At 68.9% G+C, this 17,592-nt stretch carries 17 protein-coding genes and 2 tRNA genes; 12 read left to right on the top strand and 7 right to left on the bottom strand.

Features of this window, described 5'->3' with window-relative positions; all coding sequences use genetic code 11:
- The first annotated feature begins 47 nt into the window (after positions 1-47).
- The 7 genes from AACL56_RS16850 to AACL56_RS16880 all read left to right on the top strand — a co-directional run bounded on the left by AACL56_RS16850 (position 48) and on the right by AACL56_RS16880 (position 5,638).
- On the top strand, positions 48-1,139 hold the full coding sequence (locus AACL56_RS16850) for an FAD-dependent oxidoreductase (protein WP_339090957.1): 1,092 nt from the start codon (positions 48-50) through the stop codon (positions 1,137-1,139).
- Complete coding sequence (gene thiS, locus AACL56_RS16855) at positions 1,136-1,339, top strand: sulfur carrier protein ThiS (protein ID WP_339090958.1); 204 nt, start codon at positions 1,136-1,138, stop codon at positions 1,337-1,339. The genes AACL56_RS16850 and thiS overlap by 4 nt, the downstream gene beginning before the upstream one ends.
- 18 nt (positions 1,340-1,357) lie before the next feature.
- Entirely contained in the window at positions 1,358-2,167 is an 810-nt protein-coding gene (locus AACL56_RS16860) for a thiazole synthase (RefSeq protein WP_339090959.1), read from the top strand.
- Entirely contained in the window at positions 2,164-3,102 is a 939-nt protein-coding gene (locus tag AACL56_RS16865) for a thiamine phosphate synthase (protein WP_339090960.1), read from the top strand. Before AACL56_RS16860 ends, AACL56_RS16865 begins: the two co-directional genes overlap by 4 nt.
- A 5-nt stretch (positions 3,103-3,107) precedes the next feature.
- Positions 3,108-5,252 carry a TonB-dependent siderophore receptor gene (locus AACL56_RS16870; RefSeq protein ID WP_425337023.1) on the top strand — a complete coding sequence of 715 codons (2,145 nt, stop codon included), beginning with the start codon at positions 3,108-3,110 and terminating at the stop codon, positions 5,250-5,252.
- Between the two features lie 72 nt (positions 5,253-5,324).
- Positions 5,325-5,400: transfer RNA gene (locus AACL56_RS16875), tRNA-Asn, on the top strand.
- A 162-nt stretch (positions 5,401-5,562) separates the two neighbouring features.
- A tRNA-Asn gene (locus tag AACL56_RS16880) sits at positions 5,563-5,638 on the top strand.
- A 95-nt stretch (positions 5,639-5,733) separates the two neighbouring features.
- Here the strand turns inward: AACL56_RS16880 and AACL56_RS16885 are convergent.
- Complete coding sequence (locus AACL56_RS16885; RefSeq protein ID WP_339090961.1) at positions 5,734-6,051, bottom strand: YnfA family protein; 318 nt, start codon at positions 6,049-6,051, stop codon at positions 5,734-5,736.
- Between the two features lie 352 nt (positions 6,052-6,403).
- On the opposite strand from AACL56_RS16885, the gene AACL56_RS16890 reads away from it, so the two are divergent.
- Together AACL56_RS16890 and AACL56_RS16895 are read left to right on the top strand one after the other, a co-directional pair.
- Positions 6,404-6,802, top strand: a complete 399-nt coding sequence (locus AACL56_RS16890) for a GreA/GreB family elongation factor (protein ID WP_339090962.1) — start codon at positions 6,404-6,406, stop codon at positions 6,800-6,802.
- Between the two features lie 474 nt (positions 6,803-7,276).
- Positions 7,277-8,173 (top strand): CsgG/HfaB family protein, encoded by an 897-nt coding sequence (locus AACL56_RS16895; RefSeq protein ID WP_339090963.1) that lies wholly within the window; start codon positions 7,277-7,279, stop codon positions 8,171-8,173.
- 33 nt (positions 8,174-8,206) lie between these two features.
- Here AACL56_RS16895 and AACL56_RS16900 read toward each other — a convergent pair whose 3' ends face one another.
- Positions 8,207-8,611, bottom strand: a complete 405-nt coding sequence (locus tag AACL56_RS16900; RefSeq protein WP_339090964.1) for a GFA family protein — start codon at positions 8,609-8,611, stop codon at positions 8,207-8,209.
- A gap of 86 nt (positions 8,612-8,697) precedes the next feature.
- On the opposite strand from AACL56_RS16900, the gene AACL56_RS16905 reads away from it, so the two are divergent.
- From AACL56_RS16905 to AACL56_RS16915, 3 genes are all read left to right on the top strand, one after another.
- Positions 8,698-9,672, top strand: coding sequence for a helix-turn-helix transcriptional regulator (locus AACL56_RS16905; RefSeq protein ID WP_339090965.1), 975 nt, complete (start codon positions 8,698-8,700; stop codon positions 9,670-9,672).
- Positions 9,673-9,824: 152 nt separating this feature from the next.
- Positions 9,825-10,526, top strand: coding sequence for a response regulator transcription factor (locus tag AACL56_RS16910; protein WP_425337063.1), 702 nt, complete (start codon positions 9,825-9,827; stop codon positions 10,524-10,526).
- A 40-nt stretch (positions 10,527-10,566) separates the two neighbouring features.
- Entirely contained in the window at positions 10,567-12,387 is a 1,821-nt protein-coding gene (locus AACL56_RS16915) for a sensor histidine kinase (RefSeq protein ID WP_339090967.1), read from the top strand.
- 24 nt (positions 12,388-12,411) lie between these two features.
- On the opposite strand, the gene AACL56_RS16920 is transcribed toward AACL56_RS16915, so the two are convergent.
- The 5 genes from AACL56_RS16920 to AACL56_RS16940 all read right to left on the bottom strand — a co-directional run bounded on the left by AACL56_RS16920 (position 12,412) and on the right by AACL56_RS16940 (position 17,473).
- Positions 12,412-12,714, bottom strand: coding sequence for a hypothetical protein (locus AACL56_RS16920; protein ID WP_339090968.1), 303 nt, complete (start codon positions 12,712-12,714; stop codon positions 12,412-12,414).
- A gap of 233 nt (positions 12,715-12,947) precedes the next feature.
- Complete coding sequence (locus tag AACL56_RS16925; RefSeq protein ID WP_339090969.1) at positions 12,948-14,432, bottom strand: Do family serine endopeptidase; 1,485 nt, start codon at positions 14,430-14,432, stop codon at positions 12,948-12,950.
- Positions 14,433-14,543: 111 nt separating this feature from the next.
- The gene (locus tag AACL56_RS16930; RefSeq protein WP_339090971.1) at positions 14,544-15,869 is read right to left on the bottom strand and encodes an ATP-binding protein; all 1,326 of its coding nucleotides are present in this window, start codon (positions 15,867-15,869) and stop codon (positions 14,544-14,546) included.
- A gap of 109 nt (positions 15,870-15,978) precedes the next feature.
- Positions 15,979-16,638 (bottom strand): response regulator, encoded by a 660-nt coding sequence (locus AACL56_RS16935; protein ID WP_056518096.1) that lies wholly within the window; start codon positions 16,636-16,638, stop codon positions 15,979-15,981.
- Between the two features lie 64 nt (positions 16,639-16,702).
- Positions 16,703-17,473 (bottom strand): IclR family transcriptional regulator domain-containing protein, encoded by a 771-nt coding sequence (locus AACL56_RS16940; RefSeq protein WP_339090972.1) that lies wholly within the window; start codon positions 17,471-17,473, stop codon positions 16,703-16,705.
- Positions 17,474-17,592 lie beyond the last annotated feature (119 nt).

Here is a 17,592-nt window from a genome sequence, read left to right on the forward strand (position 1 = left end):
GCACGCGGCGCATCCGACCTCCCGCTCAAGGGAGGAGGAGCAAAGCCATGACGCTGCCTTTTCAATCGGCCGCCATTCTGGGCGCGGGCCTCATGGGCCGGCTGCTTGCCGTCACGCTCGCGCAGCAGGGTTGCAGGGTCGATCTCTTCGAAGCCGGCAGCCCCGAAGCCGAAGGTGCAGCCGCGCGCGTGGCCGCTGCGATGCTTGCACCACTGGCCGAATCGGCGGTTGCGCCCGCGCCGGTCGTGCGCATGGGCCAGCATGCGCTGTCGCGCTGGCCCGAGCTGCTCGCACCACTGTCGCAGCCGGTGTTCTTCCAGCGCGAAGGCACGCTGGTGCTGTGGCACCGGCAGGACGCCGCCGAAGCCGCGCGGCTTGCGCGCGTGCTTGCGAACACCGGCACGCAGGTCCCCGAACTGGCACCGATGCAGGCGCTCGACGCACGCGCGATCGCAGCCCTCGAGCCTTCGCTGGGCCAGCGCTTCGCGCAGGGACTGTTCCTGCCGGGCGAAGGCCAGCTCGACAACCGCGCACTGCTGGCATCGCTGCGCGCCACGCTCGAGAACGACGCCCGCGTCACACTGCACTGGCATTCGCCACGCGTCCCTTCGGACTTCGCGCCCGGCACCGCAGGCCAGCCCGACTGGGTCGTCGACTGCCGCGGCCTGGGCGCCAAGCCCCAGTGGAATGCGTTGCGCGGCGTGCGCGGCGAGGTGATCCGCGTGCATGCGCCCGACGTGAACCTGACGCGCCCCACCCGCCTGGTGCACCCGCGCTACCCGCTCTATATCGCACCCAAGCCTGGCAACCTGTTCGTGATCGGCGCGACCGAGATCGAGTCGGACGACATGTCGCCCGCCAGCGTGCGCTCCACCCTCGAGCTGCTGAGCGCGGCCTACGCCGTGCACAGCGGCTTCGCGGAAGCGCGCATCGTGGAAATCGCCACGCAGTGCCGCCCCACGCTGCCCGACAACCTGCCTGCCATCCGACGGCCGCAGCCGCGCGTGCTGCAGGTCAACGGCCTGTACCGCCACGGCTTCATGATCGCGCCCGCCATGCTCGACGTGGCGATGGCGCTGCTCACGCGCGGGCGCTCCGACCTCGCGCAGGCCTTCGGCATGGAGACACCCGACACATGACGATGAACATCCTGATCAACGACAAGCCCTTCGCGCTGCCAGACGGCGCCGCGCTGACCGACGCACTGGCAGCGCTGAATGCCACGCCGCCGTTCGCGGTGGCGGTGAACCGCGAGTTCGTGCCGCGCTCGGCCTACGCGGCACGCGCGCTGCAATCCGGCGACCGCATCGAAGTGATCCGCCCCGTGACGGGCGGCTGAATGATGGAGACAAGCAACATGACAACCGACGACCCGCTGGTGCTCTACGGCGAGACCTTCCAGAGCCGCCTGCTGCTGGGCACCGCGCGCTACCCCTCGCCCGACGTGCTCGAAGCCGCGGTGAAGCGCGCACGGCCCGCGATGCTCACGGCTTCGCTGCGCCGCCAGACCGCGAGCCAGGGCTCGGGCAACAGCGAACTCGGCAACGGCTTCTGGGAGCTGCTGCGCAAGCTGGCCGTGCCGGTGCTGCCCAACACCGCCGGCTGCCACAGCGTGCAGGAAGCGATCGCCACCGCGCAGATGGCGCGCGAGCTGTTCGACACGCCGTGGATCAAGCTCGAGCTGATCGGCGACGACTACACGCTGCAGCCCGACACGCTGAACCTGGTCGATGCCGCATCGCAGCTGATCCGCGACGGCTTCAAGGTGCTGCCCTATTGCACCGAAGACCTCGTGCTGTGCCAGCGGCTCGTCGACGTCGGCTGCGAGGCGGTGATGCCCTGGGCCGCGCCCATCGGCACCGGCCGCGGCCCGGTCAATCCGTATGCGCTGCAGGTGCTGCGCGACCGGCTCGAGGTGCCGATGCTGGTCGATGCGGGCCTGGGGCTGCCATCGCATGCCTGCCAGGTGATGGAGTGGGGCTACGACGGTGTGCTGCTCAACACCGCCGTGGCGCTGGCTCAGGACCCGGTCGCCATGGCTGGCGCCTTCGCCGATGCGGTGCAGGCCGGGCGCACCGCGCACCGCGCAGGCGCCATGGCCGCCCAGGATGCGGCGCAGCCGAGCACGCCCGTGCTCGGCACGCCTTTCTGGCACCACGCGCCATGAGCGGCGCACTCGAGGCCCGCGAGGTCGTGCAGGCGATCGTCGCGACGCACGGCCTGCGCTTCGGCGCCTTCACCTCCGCGCCGGTCAGCGCACCGGTCTTCTCCTCGGACGATCCGGTGTACCGGGGCGCCAAGCGCGCCTGCGCCGCGCTCGGCTTCATCGAGATCGATGCCGAATGCCTCGCCCTGGCCTGGCGCGCGCAGACCCTGCGCCTGAGCCACTTCGACGCCACGCTCTGGCCCGACACGCCGGAGGACTTCGGCATGCGTGCGTTTCCGCCGACCGCGCGCGACTACGCGTTTCCGCCCTGCCCCGAGCGCCTCGGCCTTTACGCCGTGCTGCCCGATGCCGCATGGGTCGGCCGCATGGCGCGCGCCGGCGTGCCGACGGTGCAGCTGCGCTTCAAGTCGGACGATGCCGCGGCCATCGAACGCGAGGTGCAGTCGGCCGTGGATGCGGTGCAAGGCACCGGCGCGCTGCTCTTCATCAACGACCACTGGCAGGTCGCCATCGCGGCCGGCGCCTACGGCGTGCACCTCGGCCAGGAAGACCTCGATGCGCTCTCCGATGAATCGCTGGCGCAGCTGCGCGCGTCGGGCGTGCGCCTGGGCGTCAGCACGCACGGCTATGCGGAGATGGTGCGCGCGGACAAGGTGAGTCCGAGCTACATCGCGATGGGAGCGGTGTATCCGACCACGCTCAAGAAGATGGCGACCGCACCGCAGGGCGTCGCCCGGCTCGGCGCCTATGCGCGCCTGCTGCGCGGCTACCCGCAGGTGGGCATCGGTGGCATCGACGCGGTGCGGCTGCCCGAGGTGCTGGCCACCGGCGTCGGCTCCGTGGCCGTCGTGCGTGCGCTGGTCGCGGCCGAAGACCCCGAACTCACGGCCGCGCAATGGATGGCCGCGATGCAGGCCGCAGCGGCCGGCAATTGAACAGAATGAAGCAACTCTCTCCATCCACTCTCTCGTTCGCCGTCGCAGGCGCCCTTCTTGCCATGGCATGGAGCGCGAATGCGCAACAGACGCAGCAGGCGCAGCAAGGCGCATTGCGCGAAGTGACCGTCAACGACGCGGCCGCCGCGCCGCAAGCCGACATCAGCGGCTTCGGCGATGTGCCGTTGCGCGAACTGCCGCTGTCCGCCACGGTGATCGACAGCCAGCAGCTGCGCGCCAGCGGCGCGCGCCGGCTCGCCGACCTCACGCAGTTCGACGCCTCGGTGACCGATGCCTACAACTCGGCCGGCTACTGGGACTACCTGACGGTGCGCGGCTTCGTGCTGGACAACCGCTTCAACTACCGCCGCGAAGGCCTGCCGATCAGCGCCGAGACGTCGATCCCGCTGGACAACAAGGAGCGCGTGGAGATCCTGCGCGGCACCAGCGGCATCCAGGCCGGCACGAGCGCGCCCGGCGGGCTCGTCAACTACGTGGTGAAGCGGCCGACCGAGCAGGACCTGCGCACGGTGCGCATCGAGACCACGAGCCGCGGCAGCGTGCTCGGCGCGCTGGACCTCGGCGGGCGCTTCGGCGCAAACCGCGAGTTCGGCTACCGGCTCAACGTGGCGAGCGAGAACCTCAAGCCGATCACGCACAACCTCGACGGCAACCGCAACCTGTTCTCGCTGGCCGCCGACTGGCGCATCACGCGCGACTCGGTGCTCGAGTTCGAAGTGGAACAAAGCCGCAAGACGCAGCCGAGCCAGAACGGCTACAGCCTGCTGGGCAACCTGCTGCCCCGGCCGGTAGACCCGCGCATCAACCTCAACAACCAGCCGTGGTCGCAGCCTTCGGTGTTCAAGGCGCTCACGGGCACGGTGCGCTTCAGCCAGGCGCTGAACGCAGACTGGCGCTGGTCCGCGCAGATCGGCCAGCAACGGTTGAAGACCGACGACCGCCTGGCCTATGCATTCGGTTGCGGCGCGGAGGGCAACTACGACCGCTACTGCTCCGACGGCACCTTCGACGTGTACGACTTCCGCAGCGAGAACGAACGCCGCACGCAGACGGCCGGCAGCCTCAACCTCAAGGGCAACGTGATGACGGGCAGCGTGAAGCACGAACTGGGCTTCGGGCTGCTGCAAAGCCGCGTGCGCAACCGCTTCGACAACCAGGCCTACAACTACGCGGGCACGGGCAACGTCTGGGGCACTGCCATCGTGCCGGCCAACCCGGATGCCACCACGCCGCAGACCAACCGCGACGAGCGTTCGACCGAGCTCTCGGTGCAGGACGCGATCCGCTGGAACGAGCGCTTCAGCACCTGGGTCGGCGTGCGCCACACGAGGCTCGATCGCCGAAGCATCGGCAACGACGGCTCCGACCCGACAGGCTACAGGCAGGGCGTGACCACGCCGTGGCTGGCGGCCAGCTATGCCATCCAGCCGGGGCTGTTGGCGTATGCGAGCTGGGGCCAGGGTGTGGAGTCGCAGGTCGTGCCGAACCGAAGCCTGCAGTACAGCAACGCCGGCCAGGCGCTGCCTGCCCTGCGATCCAGGCAATGGGAACTCGGCCTGAAGGGTGGCAACGAAGGTTTCAACTGGCAGCTGGCGTACTTCGACATCTCGCGGCCCGTGACCAACCTCGACCAGTGCGGCGAGTTCTGCGAAGTGCGCAACGACGGCCGTGCGGTGCATCGCGGGCTGGAAGCCGGCGCGCAATGGAACCAGGGGCCGTGGCGCCTCGGCGGCAGCGTCACGCTGATCGACGCGAAACGCCGCGACAGCACCGCGAACCCTGCGCTCGACGGCCAGTCGCCAACCAACGTGCCCAAGCAGGTGCTTCGCGCGCAGGCCGCATACCGCGTGCCTTCGGTGCCTGGTCTCGAAGTGGCAGGGCAACTGTCGTACGAGGGCCGGCGCAACGTGCTGCCCGACGGCTCGGTCACCTTGCCATCGTGGACGCGCGTGGATGCAGTGCTGCGCTACGACACCAGGCTGCGCGGCGTGAACACGACGTGGACGCTCGCAGTCGACAACCTCTTCGATCGCCGCTACTGGAAGGAATCGCCCTACCAGTTCAGCCACGTGTACCTGTTCCCGGGCGCGCCGCGCACGTTGCGCCTTGGTTTGACCGTGGCGCTTTGATCGAAGTCGTCGCGCTGAAATCTGCGCTCGCTTGAGAACTAGCAAAAAAGCACGCTATAATCTAAGGCTTGTTCCTCGATAGCTCAGTCGGTAGAGCGCCGGACTGTTAATCCGTAGGTCCCTGGTTCGAGCCCAGGTCGAGGAGCCACTGAAAAGCCGCAAGGCCACTGGATGCCCCGCTACTCACAAGGTAGCGGGGCATTTTCATTTGCAACGTTGCGAAGAGTGTTGCGCGGAATCAAAAAAACGATGCGAATCGATACCGCGAGCGCGGAATCGGCAAATCCATTGCATATAATTTAAGGCTTGTTCCTCGATAGCTCAGTCGGTAGAGCGCCGGACTGTTAATCCGTAGGTCCCTGGTTCGAGCCCAGGTCGAGGAGCCAAAACAAACCACCACGGTGGTTCCTGAATGCCTCGCTACTCACAAGGTAGCGAGGCATTTCCTTTTCCGGCGCAACTTGCACAAACTCGGCGCTACCTATCGCGGCTGGAATGCAATCAGCCCCATGCCGACGAAGCACACGGCCACGCCGGCCACGTCCCACGCGGTCGGCTTGATGCCATCGACGGCCCAGAGCCACGCGATCGCGACACCGATGTAGACACCGCCATACGCCGCGTACACGCGCCCGGCCGCCGTCTCGTGCAGCGTCAGCAACCACGCGAACACCGCAAGGCTGATCGCAGCCGGTACCAGCAACCATGCGGAGCGCTCCTGCTTGAGCCAGAGATAAGGCAGGTAGCAGCCGATGATTTCTGCAAGCGCTGTTGCGACATAGAGAAGGAAGGTTCGCATCCGACGCATTGTGCGTGGCTGCGTCTTGCTTACCGGCAAGGCACATGAGGCCTTTGCTTGATGCCCCCCAGTTCACACACCTAAACTCGCGCGAATGTCCCCGTGGTCCACCTCCCGCAAACACACTGCCGCATGCGCAGCCCTGCCCAAGGCAGCGGCCAGCCGTCGCACGGGTGCAGTTGTTGCGGCGACCGTGCGGGTCTTGCGACGCACCTCCGCACTTTCCTGAGCCCGGCGGTCCGCTACCTATCTTTCTCATGCGCGAACCATTGACCGCCGGGCACCCGCCGCGCGGCCGCGACGCCGTTCCCTCCTTCATCCCGGACGGCGACGCATTCAACTGGAGTGCTCGATGCCTGCAACCATTCACGGAGAGCGCACGCTCACCGAACTCGACTTCGTCCGCCTCGGCAAACTGACAGGCCAGCAACCGCCTGCACTTGCCGAACTGCTCGACATGGCTGACGTGATGCCCTCGCGGGAGGTCCCTGCGGACATCGTCACCATGAACTCGCAGGTGGAAGTGGAGGACCCCTCCACGCAGCAACGCCAGAAGATCACCCTGTGCTACCCCGGCGACTCGCAGCCGGGCGCGGGCTTCGTCTCGGTGCTGTCGCCGGTGGGCATCGGCCTGCTGGGCGTGAAGACCGGCACGCTCGCGCGCTGGGACATGCCTAACGGCGCCGAAGGCGCGACACGCGTGGTGGCCGTGCTCTACCAGCCGGAGGCCAGCGGCGACTTCGCGACCTGAGGGCCTGCGGCGCAGGACAGCGCACCGTGCGACATCGATATGTAACCGTGGCGATGCCGCGTCCGCCTTGCCGCCCACTCGAAGAACGAGGCCGGGCACCTGCCGCCGTTACGTCAATGTTAGAAAACGTTTCCTGAGTAATAATGCCTCCGCTCCATGCGCCGCCCCTCGATCAGCACGCCTGCTCGACGTTGCGGCCGGGGCGATCGAGGACCTGGGTTGCCCCTACCCACACGTCCCCGACTTCGGATTCCGGTCGCCCCCCTCCCCGCGCGGTGCAGGACAAGCGGCCGGACCGCGCAAGGGCTCATGACTTTCGGCACTGGTGTGCCGATTTCCCGGGTCGTATCGTCGCGCGGTCGCCGGCGGCGCGTCGAATCGGGAGGTCGTACAGGCCATGGCAATTCCATCTTCGGTTTTGACAAGTGACGTCCGCCACGGGCGCCGCATTCTTCTCACTTGACAGATCAGGACATGGCTTTTTCTAAACTTTCTCTCGCAAGCGCACTCGCCGGCCTGCTGGCCCTCTCGGGCTGCCAGACCATGGACATGCAGATGGGCAGCCAGTCGGCCAAGACCGTGGCCACCGGCAGCGCCGCAGGCGGCGCCACCTCCGGCGAAAGCAGCCAGCTCGAGCGCTGCGAATCGCCGCTGGGCACCGTGTCGCTGATCGAGAACCAGAGCGCCGGCTGGTACACCGTGCTCACGGGCGAGTACAAGTTGCCGCCCACGGCCAACCTGCTGCGCCTGCTGGTGCAGCAATCGAACTGCTTCGTGGTGGTCGAGCGCGGCGCCGCCGGCATGAACGCCATGACGCGCGAACGCGCGCTCATGCAGTCGGGCGAGATGCGCGGCGGCAGCAACTTCGGCCGCGGCCAGATGGTCGCTTCCGACTACGGCCTGTCGCCCGAGATCGTGTTCAGCAACAGCGACGCGGGCGGCCTGGGCGGCGCGCTCGGCGGCCTGGTGGGTGGCGGCCGTGGCCGTGCCATCGCCCAGCTCGGCGCGAGCATGCAGACCAAGGAAGCCAGCGCACTGCTGACCCTCATCGACAACCGCTCGGGCGTGCAGGTCGCGGCCGCGGAAGGCAGCGCATCGAAGACCGACTTCGCGGGCTTTGCCGGCCTCGGCGGTCTCTCCGCGGCTGGCGGCATCGGCGGCTACACGCGCACGCCGCAAGGCAAGGTGATCGCGGCGGCCTTCATGGACGCCTTCAACCAGATGGTCCGTTCGCTGCGCAACTACAAGGCGCAGACGGTGCGCGGCCAGGGCCTCGGCGGCGGTGGCCGCCTGGGCGTGGACGGCGGCGCGGCGCCATCGCAGACCTATGTGCCTGCAGAGAAGGCACCGCCGGCACGTCGGCGCAAGTAAGCGGCCTCGCGCACGCCGGCTGGCGATTCGCGCTCAGAGATAGCGCGTCTCGGCGGGCGGCGCAAACCAGTTGTTGTTGCGCCCGTCCATGTACATGACGGGCGCAGTCGACAGCTCCTCGGTCGTCACGTCGTCCAGGCAGGTCACGTTCACGCTGACGTACGCCCCGCCGATCTCCGGCACGTTGCCGCGACCGAACGGCCGGATGCCGCAATGCCTGCAGAACAGGTGCTCGGTGCTGTGCGTGCCAAACTGGTACAGCGACAGCTCCTCCTCCCCCGACAGCAGGGTGAAGGCCTCTGGCTTCACGATGGCGCCCCATCCACGCGACTTGGTGCAGATGGAGCAGTTGCATCTGCCGGTGCCTTCCGCAAGGTCGATCAGCGCCTGGAAGCGAACCTTGCCGCAATGGCAGCTGCCGTTGTACGTCTTCTTCATGGTCTTCGTCCGATGGTTGAGAGAAGCGCCAAGGCTACGACCCATTGCGGACAGATCCTGTCCTCGATCGCAGGCATGATGCGCCCATGCTCTCCGCCACCGCCCGGCTGATCCGGCTGCTCTCGCTGTTCCAGGCGCAACGCTCCTGGAACGGCGCCGACCTTGCCGCCCGGCTCGAGATCACCGGGCGCACGCTGCGCCGAGACGTCGACCGGCTGCGCAGCCTGGGCTACACGGTCGACTCCACGTCGGGCGTGGCCGGCGGCTACCGCCTGGGCGCAGGCACGGCGCTGCCGCCGCTGCTGCTCGAGGACGAAGAGGCGATTGCCGTAGCGCTCGGCCTGGGCAACCCGGCCAATGCCGAGGGGGACATCGAGACCGCCTCCATGCGCGCGCTGGCCAAGCTCGAGCAGCTGATGCCGCCGCCGCTGCGTCGCCGGCTCGACAGCGTGCGTGCCTCGGTCGTGCCGGTGATGCGGTCGAAGTCGCCGGTGCGACTGAAGGCCGTGTCCTTTCTCGCACAAGCCTGCACGGACCGGCTCGCGCTGCGCTTCGGCTACCGGAACCACCACGACGCCACCACCGAACGCAGCGTGGAGCCGCATCGCGTGGTGCAGACCGGCCATCGCTGGTACCTGCTCGCATGGGACACGGTGCGCGAGGACTGGCGCACCTTCCGGCTCGACCGCATCGTCGGTGCCGAAGCCACGGGCGCGCGCTTCACACCGCGCCGGCTGCCGCACGGCGACGTGGCCTCGTACATGGAGCACGCATTGCAGGTCTCGCCCTACCTGCACCACGCGACGGTGGTGGTGCACGCACCGCCCGGCGCGCTGGAGGCGTATCTCGGCTGGGTGGGCGGCGTGCCGGAACCCATCGGCGACCATGCCACGCGCATCACGACCGGCGCCAATTCGCTGGATGCGCTGGCCGTGTGGCTCGGCTGCCTGCCGCACGACGTCGAGGTCGAGTCGCCGAAGGAGCTGGCCGACCACCTCGCGCTGGTCGCGGCGCGTCTCGGCAAGGCGGCGCAACGGCCGCCGAGCCACCGAAAGCGGTAGTCTGCCTCCCTCGTATATAGGATGGGCAGCATGCAGAGCGCACCCTACCCTTTGCCGCCTCCTCCCGAAACCTGTCCGACGACGCCCTTCGCCATGCGACCAGCCTTCACGTTCCGCATGTCCGCATGCAGCCTCCTCGCCTTCGGGCGCGCATGACCGTGGAGACACAGGTCGCCCTCGTCGAAGACGACACCGGCATGCGCGAACGCATTGCCCGCGTGGTCGATGCCGACCCTTCGCTGAGCCTGGCCTATTGCGCCTCCAACGCCGCCGACATCCTCGGCTGGCTGGCCGACAACGCGGTCGACGTGCTGCTGGTCGACCTCGGCCTGCCCGACCGGCCCGGCCTGCAGGTGATCAGCCAGTGCCGCAACATGCAGCCGGCCTGCGCGGTGATGGTGCTGTCGATCTTCGGAGACGAAGCCAACATGGTCCAGGCCTTCGAGGCCGGTGCCAGCGGCTACCTGCTGAAGGACGGCACCGAGGCCGACCTGGCCACCCACATCCGCCACCTGCGCGCGGGCGGCTCGCCGATGTCGCCGGTGATCGCGCGCAAGCTGCTGCGCCGCTGGCAGGCGCACTCCGGCGCCGCTCCCGCGCAGCCGGCAACGGCCACCGCATCCGCCGCCGCCGCGAAGCCCGCTGGAGCGGTGACGCCCGAGCGTCTCTCGCCGCGCGAATTCGAAGTGCTCGATCTGGTCTCCCGTGGTTTCACCTATGTCGAAGTCGGGGTGCAGATGGGAGTCTCTGCCTCCACCGTCCAAACCCATATCCGCAATATCTACGGCAAGCTGGATGTGCACAACAAATCGGAAGCCGTGTTCGAAGCACGCAATCTCGGCTGGCTTCCCTAGCGCGATCGCCGCGCTTCTCGCGTGCCTGTGGCTGGCGCTGGTGCTCGCCGGCACCACGGCCCACGCTGCCAAGCCCTCGGACACCGCCGGCATCGTCGGCGTGGCATACGCCGACGCCACGCTCGAACCCGACGGCCTGCCCGTCGAGCAGCGCCGCGTGACGTTGCCGTTCCGCTGGGACCACGAATTCCCCGGCCGCGGCGGACGGGCCACCTACCGCATCGACCTGCCGCCCTCCGCCGTGCCGCGCGACGAGCCTGCGGCGCTGCTGATGTCGGGCGTGGGCAGCCAGGTGACTGTGTCGTTCAACGACGCGCTGGTGGCCAGTTACGGCACGCTGGGCGACCCCGGCCACGATGCATCGAAGAGCAACCTGCTGGTGCCCGTGGCCGCGGCGCTGCGTCGCGAGGGACAGGCGCAGTCGCTGGTCGTGCGCACCACCATCCAGCGGCAGCGCGGCGCGGGGCTGGGCAACGTGCAATACGGCACCGAAGGGGCGCTGTCGGCGCTCTACCGCTCGCAACAGAACTGGCGCAACACCTCGGCCATCGTCTATGCGGTGAGCCTGCTGCTCATGGGCGGCCTGGCCGGCGGGCTCTGGCTGCGGCAGCGCGACGCGCTCTACGGCTGCTTCGCGCTGGCCGCGCTCTCGGGCGTGGCGCGCAACCTCGACCGCGTTTGGCCCGACGTGCCCGTTTCCTGGCCGCTGTGGGGCGCGGTGGTGGCGGTCTGCTATGCCTGCCACATCGGTCTCATCGCGCGCTTCGTGCTGCTGGTGCTGGAGCGCAATCCGCCCTGGCTGGTGCGCTCCATCCACGCGGCGCTGGCGCTGTCCGTCGCGCTGGCGTGCGCGTCGTTCGCGTTCGCCCGGCCGCTGCTGTGGACCGCCGGACTGGTCATCCTGCAGCTGACGAGCATCGTCTGCCTTCCCTACGTGGTGCACGGTGCGCTGATCGCGCGGCGGCGCATCGCGGCGGTGCTGATGGCCGCCGGCACCATGGCGATACTGGCCGGCGCACACGACCTGCTGCTGGTGCGCATGGGCCTGTTCGGCGGCGCCGACTACACGCTCACGCCGCATGCGATGTTCTTCTTCGTGATGATCCTGGCCGGCCTCGTGGTCGAGCGCTACAGCCGCACGGTGGACGACTACAGCGCGCTCAACGCCAACCTCGCGGCGCGCGTGGCGGAGCGCGAAGACCAGCTGCGCGCCGCCTTCGAGACGATGCGCCAGCAGCAGCAGACGCAGGCCGTGCTGCTGGAGCGCCAGCGCATCATGCGGGAGATCCACGACGGCGTGGGCTCGCAGCTGGTGGGCCTGCTCAACGTGGTCACCCAGACCACGCCCGACCGTGTCGTGGTCGAGGAGCATGTGAAGCTCGCGCTCGACGAGATGCGCATGGCCGTCGATTCGCTGCAACCCACGCACGACGACCTGCCCACGGTGCTGGCCACGCTGCGCTACCGCCTGCAGCCGCGGCTGGACGCCGCCGGCATCGAGCTGGTCTGGGACGTCGCGGTGATGCCCGCGCTTGCCCCGTTCGCCGCACAGGCGGCGCTGCAGCTGCAGCGCATCCTGCTCGAGGCCTTCACCAATGTGCTGAAGCATGCGCGGGCCACGCGCATCGTGATGCACGCCAGCTGGCACGGCGATGCCACCCCGCCGCTGGTGCGCATCGTGCTCACGGACAACGGGCGTGGACTTCCCTCGGCACCGGGCGAGGCACGCCACGCGGGCCACGGCATCGCCAACATGCGCTCGCGCGCGCAATCGATCGGCGCGCAGTTGCACATCGAGACCGCAAGCGATGCGGGCGGAGGCACGCGCCTGCGGCTGGACTGGCCCTGCGCCCTGCCCTGAGCGCCGCCGCAGCGAAAGACCGTCTCAGCGCAGCGCGAACGCCAGCGTTACCGCACCGAGCGCCAGCAGGCCGAGGCCCGCGATGAACACCATTTCGCCCCAGCTCTCGAGCCGCGCACCCGAACGCCGCGCCCGCATCGAGATGAATGACAGCAACGCGCTCGCCAGGAAGACCAGCGCGTCGACCGCCAGCAGGCGGTCGATCAGCAATCGAAGGTCGTCGCGCGGGCCGAGGTGCCCGATCGACATCACCGTCATGCACACGCCGATCATCGTGGCCGACGTGGGCAGGATGTGCGCCGACAGGCTCTGGGCGGGCGACGTCATGCGAGCGTCGGATCGATGGTCATTTGCAGGATCTTTCGTGCAATGCCGAGGAACCGGCTTTGCCAGGCCTCAGAGGCTGCCCCCGGTAGGGGGAAGGAAAAGCGGACACGAAGTGCCGCGCAGCCTGGGGGTGAGCCAGAAACACCGAGGAACCGGCGTTGCCGGGCCTCCGGTGTTGCCCCCGGTAGGGGGAAGGAGTAGCGACACGAAGTGCGCGAAGCCTGGGGGCGAGCCTACCCAATCCGCACCGGCACGAAGATCTTGTCTTCGCCGCGCTGGATCAGCAGCGCCACCGACTTGTTGGCCGCCTTGGCGACCACCTCGCGCACCTGCTCGACGCTCTGTGCCGGCGTGCCGTTGATGGCCAGCAGCACGTCGCCCGCCTGCACGCCCGCCTGAGCGGACGGACCGGCCGCGTCCTCGATCAGCAGGCCGTTGTCGACCGATGCCTCGCGCTTTTCCTGCGGCTGCAGCGGACGCAGTGCGAGGCCCAGCTTGCCCTGGCCCACGTCGGCATCGGCCTTCGCGACCTTGGCCGGCTTGTCGCTCGCGTCGCCCAGCCTGGCCTGCAGTTCCTTGCGCTCGCCCTGGCGCCACACCTCGAGGGTGACGTTTCTTCCCGGCGCCTGCTGGCCGATCACCGCGGGCAGGTCGCCCGAGGACACGATGGTCTGGCCGTCGACCTTGCGGATCACGTCGCCGGCCTTCAGGCCGGCCTTGTCGCCGGGGCCGCCCTTCTCGATGTTCGAGACCAGCGCGCCTTCGGGCTTGTCGAGCTTGAAGGAATCGGCGAAGGCCTGGTTCACTTCCTGCACCGCGACGCCCAGGCGTGCATGCGAGGCCTTGCCGGTCGCGACGATCTGGTCCTTCACCTGCACGGCGACGTCGATCGGGATCGCGAACGACACGCCCTGGTAGCCGCCGCTGCGGCTGTAGATCTGCGAGTTGATGCCGACCACCTCGCCGCGCGTGTTGAGCAGCGGGCCACCCGAATTGCCGGGGTTCACCGCCACGTCGGTCTGGATGAAGGGCACGTAGCTGTCGTCGGGCAGCGAACGGCCCTTGGCGCTCACGACGCCGGCCGTCACCGTGTTCTCGAAGCCGAAGGGCGAGCCGATGGCCAGCACCCATTCGCCGACCTTCAGGTCCTTGGTGTTGCCAAGGGCCAGCACGGGCAGGTTCTTCGCATCGATCTTCAGCACGGCGATGTCGGTCTTGGCATCGGCGCCGAGCACCTTGGCGCGGTATTCGCGGCGATCGGTCAGCTTGACGGTGACTTCCTTCGCATCCTTCACGACGTGGGCGTTGGTGATGATGATGCCGCTCGGGTCGACGATGAAGCCCGAGCCCTGCGCGCGCACCGGCACGTCGCGTTGTTGCTGCTGCCCGCGCGGACCCATCTGGCCCTGGAAGCGGCGGAAGAACTGGAACATCGGGTCATCGGGGTCGATGCCCTGGATCTCGGCCGCGGCCTCGTCGTCGGACGCCTTCGCGGTGCCGGTGACGCTGATGTTCACCACCGCCGCGCCGTCGCGCGCGGTGATGGTGGAGAAGTCGGGCAGCGTGACCATCGCCGCCGGCGCGGTCGCGACGGCGTTGGTGGTGGGTGCGCCCACGGCACGGGCGCTGGTGTAGGCACCGGCACCGACGGCACCGATGACGCCCGCGGTCGCCAGGGCAATCACCAGGGCGCGGGGCGAAGTCAGACGGGAGTTCATTTTTCGGTTCCTTTCAATGCGTAGGGACGCAAACACGATGAAAGGAATGTCTCTCCGCTGCCTTAAGCGCCGCTTAAACCGGCGGCACCGCCCGGCACAGTGCCCAGGCGCTCAGGCGCTCGCCGGAAAGCGCACCCGCACCCGCAGCCCGCCCAGACCCGGCGACGCATCGAGCGCCACCGTGGCGCCATGCAGGTCGGCAATCGACTTCACGATGGCCAGCCCAAGGCCGCTGCCGGGCGCCTGCGCTTCGCCGGAGCGGTAGAAGCGGTCGAGCACGCGCTCGCGCTCCATGGGCGGAAGGCCGGGCCCGCTGTCTTCCACGCTGAGCTCGACGGCGTCGCCCTGCCGGACGATGCCGATATCGACCCGGCCTTCGACCGGCGTGTACTTGACCGCGTTCTCGAGCAGGTTGCGCAGCAGCATGCGCAGCGCCTCGGGCTGTCCACCGACCACCGCGGTGTCGGCATGCGCAATGCCGATGTCGATCCCGCGTGCCTGCGCCGCCGCCACGGCATCGGACACCGCGAGCCGCGCCACCTCGGACAGGTCGACCGCCTCCGGCTTCGCCCCGGCGGCCATGCTGGCCTCGTGGCGTGCCAGCGCGAGCATCTGCTCGACCAGCCGCGTCGCACGGTCGATGCCCGCCACCAGGCGGCTCACGGCGAGGTCGCGCGAGGCGTCGTCGGGCGCGCGCTGCAGCCCCTGCACCTGCAGCTTCAACGCGGCCAGGGGCGAACGCAGTTCGTGCGCGGCATCGGCCACGAAGTGCTTCTGCGCGTCGAACGCATGGCGCACGCGGTCGAACAGCAGGTTGAGCTCCTGCACCAGCGGGCGCACTTCCTCTGGCAGGTCTTCCTCGCTCACCGGCGAGAGATCGTCGGCCTGCCGCGAGGCCACCTGCCTGCGCACCCGCGCCACGGGCGCGAGCGACCGGCTCACCACCCACCACACCACCAGCATCAGCAGCGGCGCCATCAGCGCCACCGGCGCGATGGTACGCAGCGCCAGCGTGCCCGCCATGTGGCGGCGCGCCGCCATGTCCTGCGCGACCTGGATGACCAGCCCGCGCGTCTGCATCGAGAACACGCGGTACGTGGTGCCGCGCGCATGCACGTCGGCGAAGCCCAGCACCGCGAGCTGCGGCAGCGCGGCCTCTTCCGCCGACTCGAAGATGCGCGTGCCGTCGGCCGTCCACACCTGCACCACGAAATCGAAGTTCTGCTCGCCGGCACCGATCCCGCCCACCGCTGCGCTCGGCGGCAGGCCCGCGCGCAGCGACAACGCCATCTGCTGCATGTGGTAGTCGAAGATGTCGTCGGCCTCCGCCAGCACCGTGCGGTACGCCACCAGCGCCTGCGCGCCCGCGGCCAGCACGATGGCTGCGAGCAGGAACCACAGCAGGCGGGCGCGCAAGGACCCCGTCAATCGATTCATGAAAGTCCCGTTCGTGAGATGCCGCGGAACCGGCTTCGCCGGGCCGCAGGCGTCGCCCTCGGCAGGGGGAAGGAGAAGCGACGCGAAGTGCGCGAAGCCTGGGGGCGAGTCACAGCTTCGGCACCATGTAGCCGACGCCGCGCACGTTGCGGATGAGTTCGGCGCCCAGCTTCTTGCGCAGCCCGTGCACATACACCTCGACCGCGTTGCTGCTGATCTCGTCCTTCCAGCTGTAGAGCTTTTCCTCGAGCTGGGCGCGCGACAGCACCATGCCCGGGCGCGCCAGCAGAGGTTCGAGCACGGCCCATTCCCGTGCCGACAGCACCACCGGCTGGCCGGCCACCGTGACCTCGCGCGTGGCGGGATTGATGCTTACACCCATGTGCTCGTACACGGGTTCCGCTCGCCCCGCCGCCCGGCGCAGCAATGCACGGATGCGCGCCAGCAGCTCGTCGAGGTCGTAGGGCTTGAGCACGTAGTCGTCGGCACCTGCGTCGAGGCCTTCGATGCGCTGCTGCACCGAGTCGCGCGCGGTGGCGATGAGCACCGGCATGCGCTGCTTGCGCGCCCGCAGGTTGCGCAGCACCTCCAGCCCGTCGCGGCGAGGCACTCCCAGGTCGAGCATGACGAGATCGTATTGCTGGGTGCGCAACGCCGACTCGGCGGCCTCGCCGTCCTTGACCCAGTCGACCGCGTACTGCTCTGCACGCAGCAGGTCTAGCACGGCCTCGCCGATCATCACGTCGTCTTCGAGAAGCAGGAGTCGCATGGTTGTTCGTGTCCGTTTCCGGGATTCGAGGCGCGGGCGCCGGCGAAAGTTCAGGGCCGCGCGGTCAGAGGAGCGACCGCACTTCGCGTGCCGCCTCGAAAAGCAGCGGCAACATGTCGCGCTGCAGCGCGTCTTCCTGGTAGCGCGTGCCCGACAGCACCACGTTGAGCGCGGCCACCGTGTGGCCCTGCATGTCGCGCAACGGCACCGCCAGCGCCTGCACGCCGAGTTCGTGCTCCTCGCTGGCAAAACAATGGTCGTCCTTGCGCGCACGGGCAACCAGCTGCCGCAGGCCGCGGGCCTGCGTCACTGTCTGCGGCGTGAGGCGCGCCAGATGTCGGCCCTTGAGCCACTGGGTGAACTGCGTAGGGGGCATCGCGGCGAGCAGCACGCGGCCGGTGGACGTGGCATGCGCCGGCAGCCGCGCGCCCAGGTGCAGGCCGTAGGCCAGCACGCGCGTGGGTGTGCCGTAGCTGCCGCTGCGCGCGACGATGACCACCTCTTCGCCGTCGAGCACCACGGCCGAGAACGACTCGCCCGTCTGCGCCGCCAGCCGGTTCAGCGTGGGCTGCAGCGCACGCGGCAACCGCGACGACGCAAGGTAGCTGCCCGAGAAGCGCAGCACCTTCGGCGCCATCCAGAAATAGCTGCCGTCGGTTTCCAGGTAGCCGAGGTGGGTCAGCGTGAGCAGGTGGCGGCGGGCTGCGGCGCGCGTAAGGCCGGCACGCTCGGCCGCCAGGGTGGCGTTCAGGCGCTGGCGCTCGGTGTCGAAGCTTTCGAGCACCGCCATTCCCTTGGCGATGCCTTCGATGAAATCGGCTCTGGCGATGGTCATGCGGCGGGGTCTTGTCGTCCGGTCGAAGTGTTGCGCGATGATCGCGCACGCGTTCGCATGATCGCACAGAGCCTCCACCGCCGCCCTCCACAGAATCGCGGTCGCGCCCTACGCTTCGG

It is taken from the genome of Variovorax paradoxus (assembly GCF_902712855.1).
In the GTDB taxonomy this organism is placed as follows: Bacteria; Pseudomonadota; Gammaproteobacteria; order Burkholderiales; family Burkholderiaceae_C; genus Variovorax; species Variovorax paradoxus_Q.

Excerpts from the sequence above, each read along its gene's own strand:
- AACL56_RS16890 (WP_339090962.1), top strand. The coding sequence starts at position 6,404 with ATGCCTGCAACCATTCACGGAGAGCGCACGCTCACCGAACTCGACTTC.
- AACL56_RS16850 (WP_339090957.1), top strand. The coding sequence starts at position 48 with ATGACGCTGCCTTTTCAATCGGCCGCCATTCTGGGCGCGGGCCTCATG.
- AACL56_RS16865 (WP_339090960.1), top strand. The coding sequence starts at position 2,164 with ATGAGCGGCGCACTCGAGGCCCGCGAGGTCGTGCAGGCGATCGTCGCG.
- AACL56_RS16930 (WP_339090971.1), bottom strand. The coding sequence starts at position 15,869 with ATGAATCGATTGACGGGGTCCTTGCGCGCCCGCCTGCTGTGGTTCCTG.
- AACL56_RS16940 (WP_339090972.1), bottom strand. The coding sequence starts at position 17,473 with ATGACCATCGCCAGAGCCGATTTCATCGAAGGCATCGCCAAGGGAATG.
- AACL56_RS16910 (WP_425337063.1), top strand. The coding sequence starts at position 9,825 with ATGACCGTGGAGACACAGGTCGCCCTCGTCGAAGACGACACCGGCATG.
- AACL56_RS16905 (WP_339090965.1), top strand. The coding sequence starts at position 8,698 with ATGCTCTCCGCCACCGCCCGGCTGATCCGGCTGCTCTCGCTGTTCCAG.
- AACL56_RS16870 (WP_425337023.1), top strand. The coding sequence starts at position 3,108 with ATGAAGCAACTCTCTCCATCCACTCTCTCGTTCGCCGTCGCAGGCGCC.
- AACL56_RS16920 (WP_339090968.1), bottom strand. The coding sequence starts at position 12,714 with ATGACGTCGCCCGCCCAGAGCCTGTCGGCGCACATCCTGCCCACGTCG.
- AACL56_RS16925 (WP_339090969.1), bottom strand. The coding sequence starts at position 14,432 with ATGAACTCCCGTCTGACTTCGCCCCGCGCCCTGGTGATTGCCCTGGCG.
- AACL56_RS16900 (WP_339090964.1), bottom strand. The coding sequence starts at position 8,611 with ATGAAGAAGACGTACAACGGCAGCTGCCATTGCGGCAAGGTTCGCTTC.
- AACL56_RS16860 (WP_339090959.1), top strand. The coding sequence starts at position 1,358 with ATGACAACCGACGACCCGCTGGTGCTCTACGGCGAGACCTTCCAGAGC.
- AACL56_RS16885 (WP_339090961.1), bottom strand. The coding sequence starts at position 6,051 with ATGCGAACCTTCCTTCTCTATGTCGCAACAGCGCTTGCAGAAATCATC.
- AACL56_RS16935 (WP_056518096.1), bottom strand. The coding sequence starts at position 16,638 with ATGCGACTCCTGCTTCTCGAAGACGACGTGATGATCGGCGAGGCCGTG.
- AACL56_RS16895 (WP_339090963.1), top strand. The coding sequence starts at position 7,277 with ATGGCTTTTTCTAAACTTTCTCTCGCAAGCGCACTCGCCGGCCTGCTG.
- thiS (WP_339090958.1), top strand. The coding sequence starts at position 1,136 with ATGACGATGAACATCCTGATCAACGACAAGCCCTTCGCGCTGCCAGAC.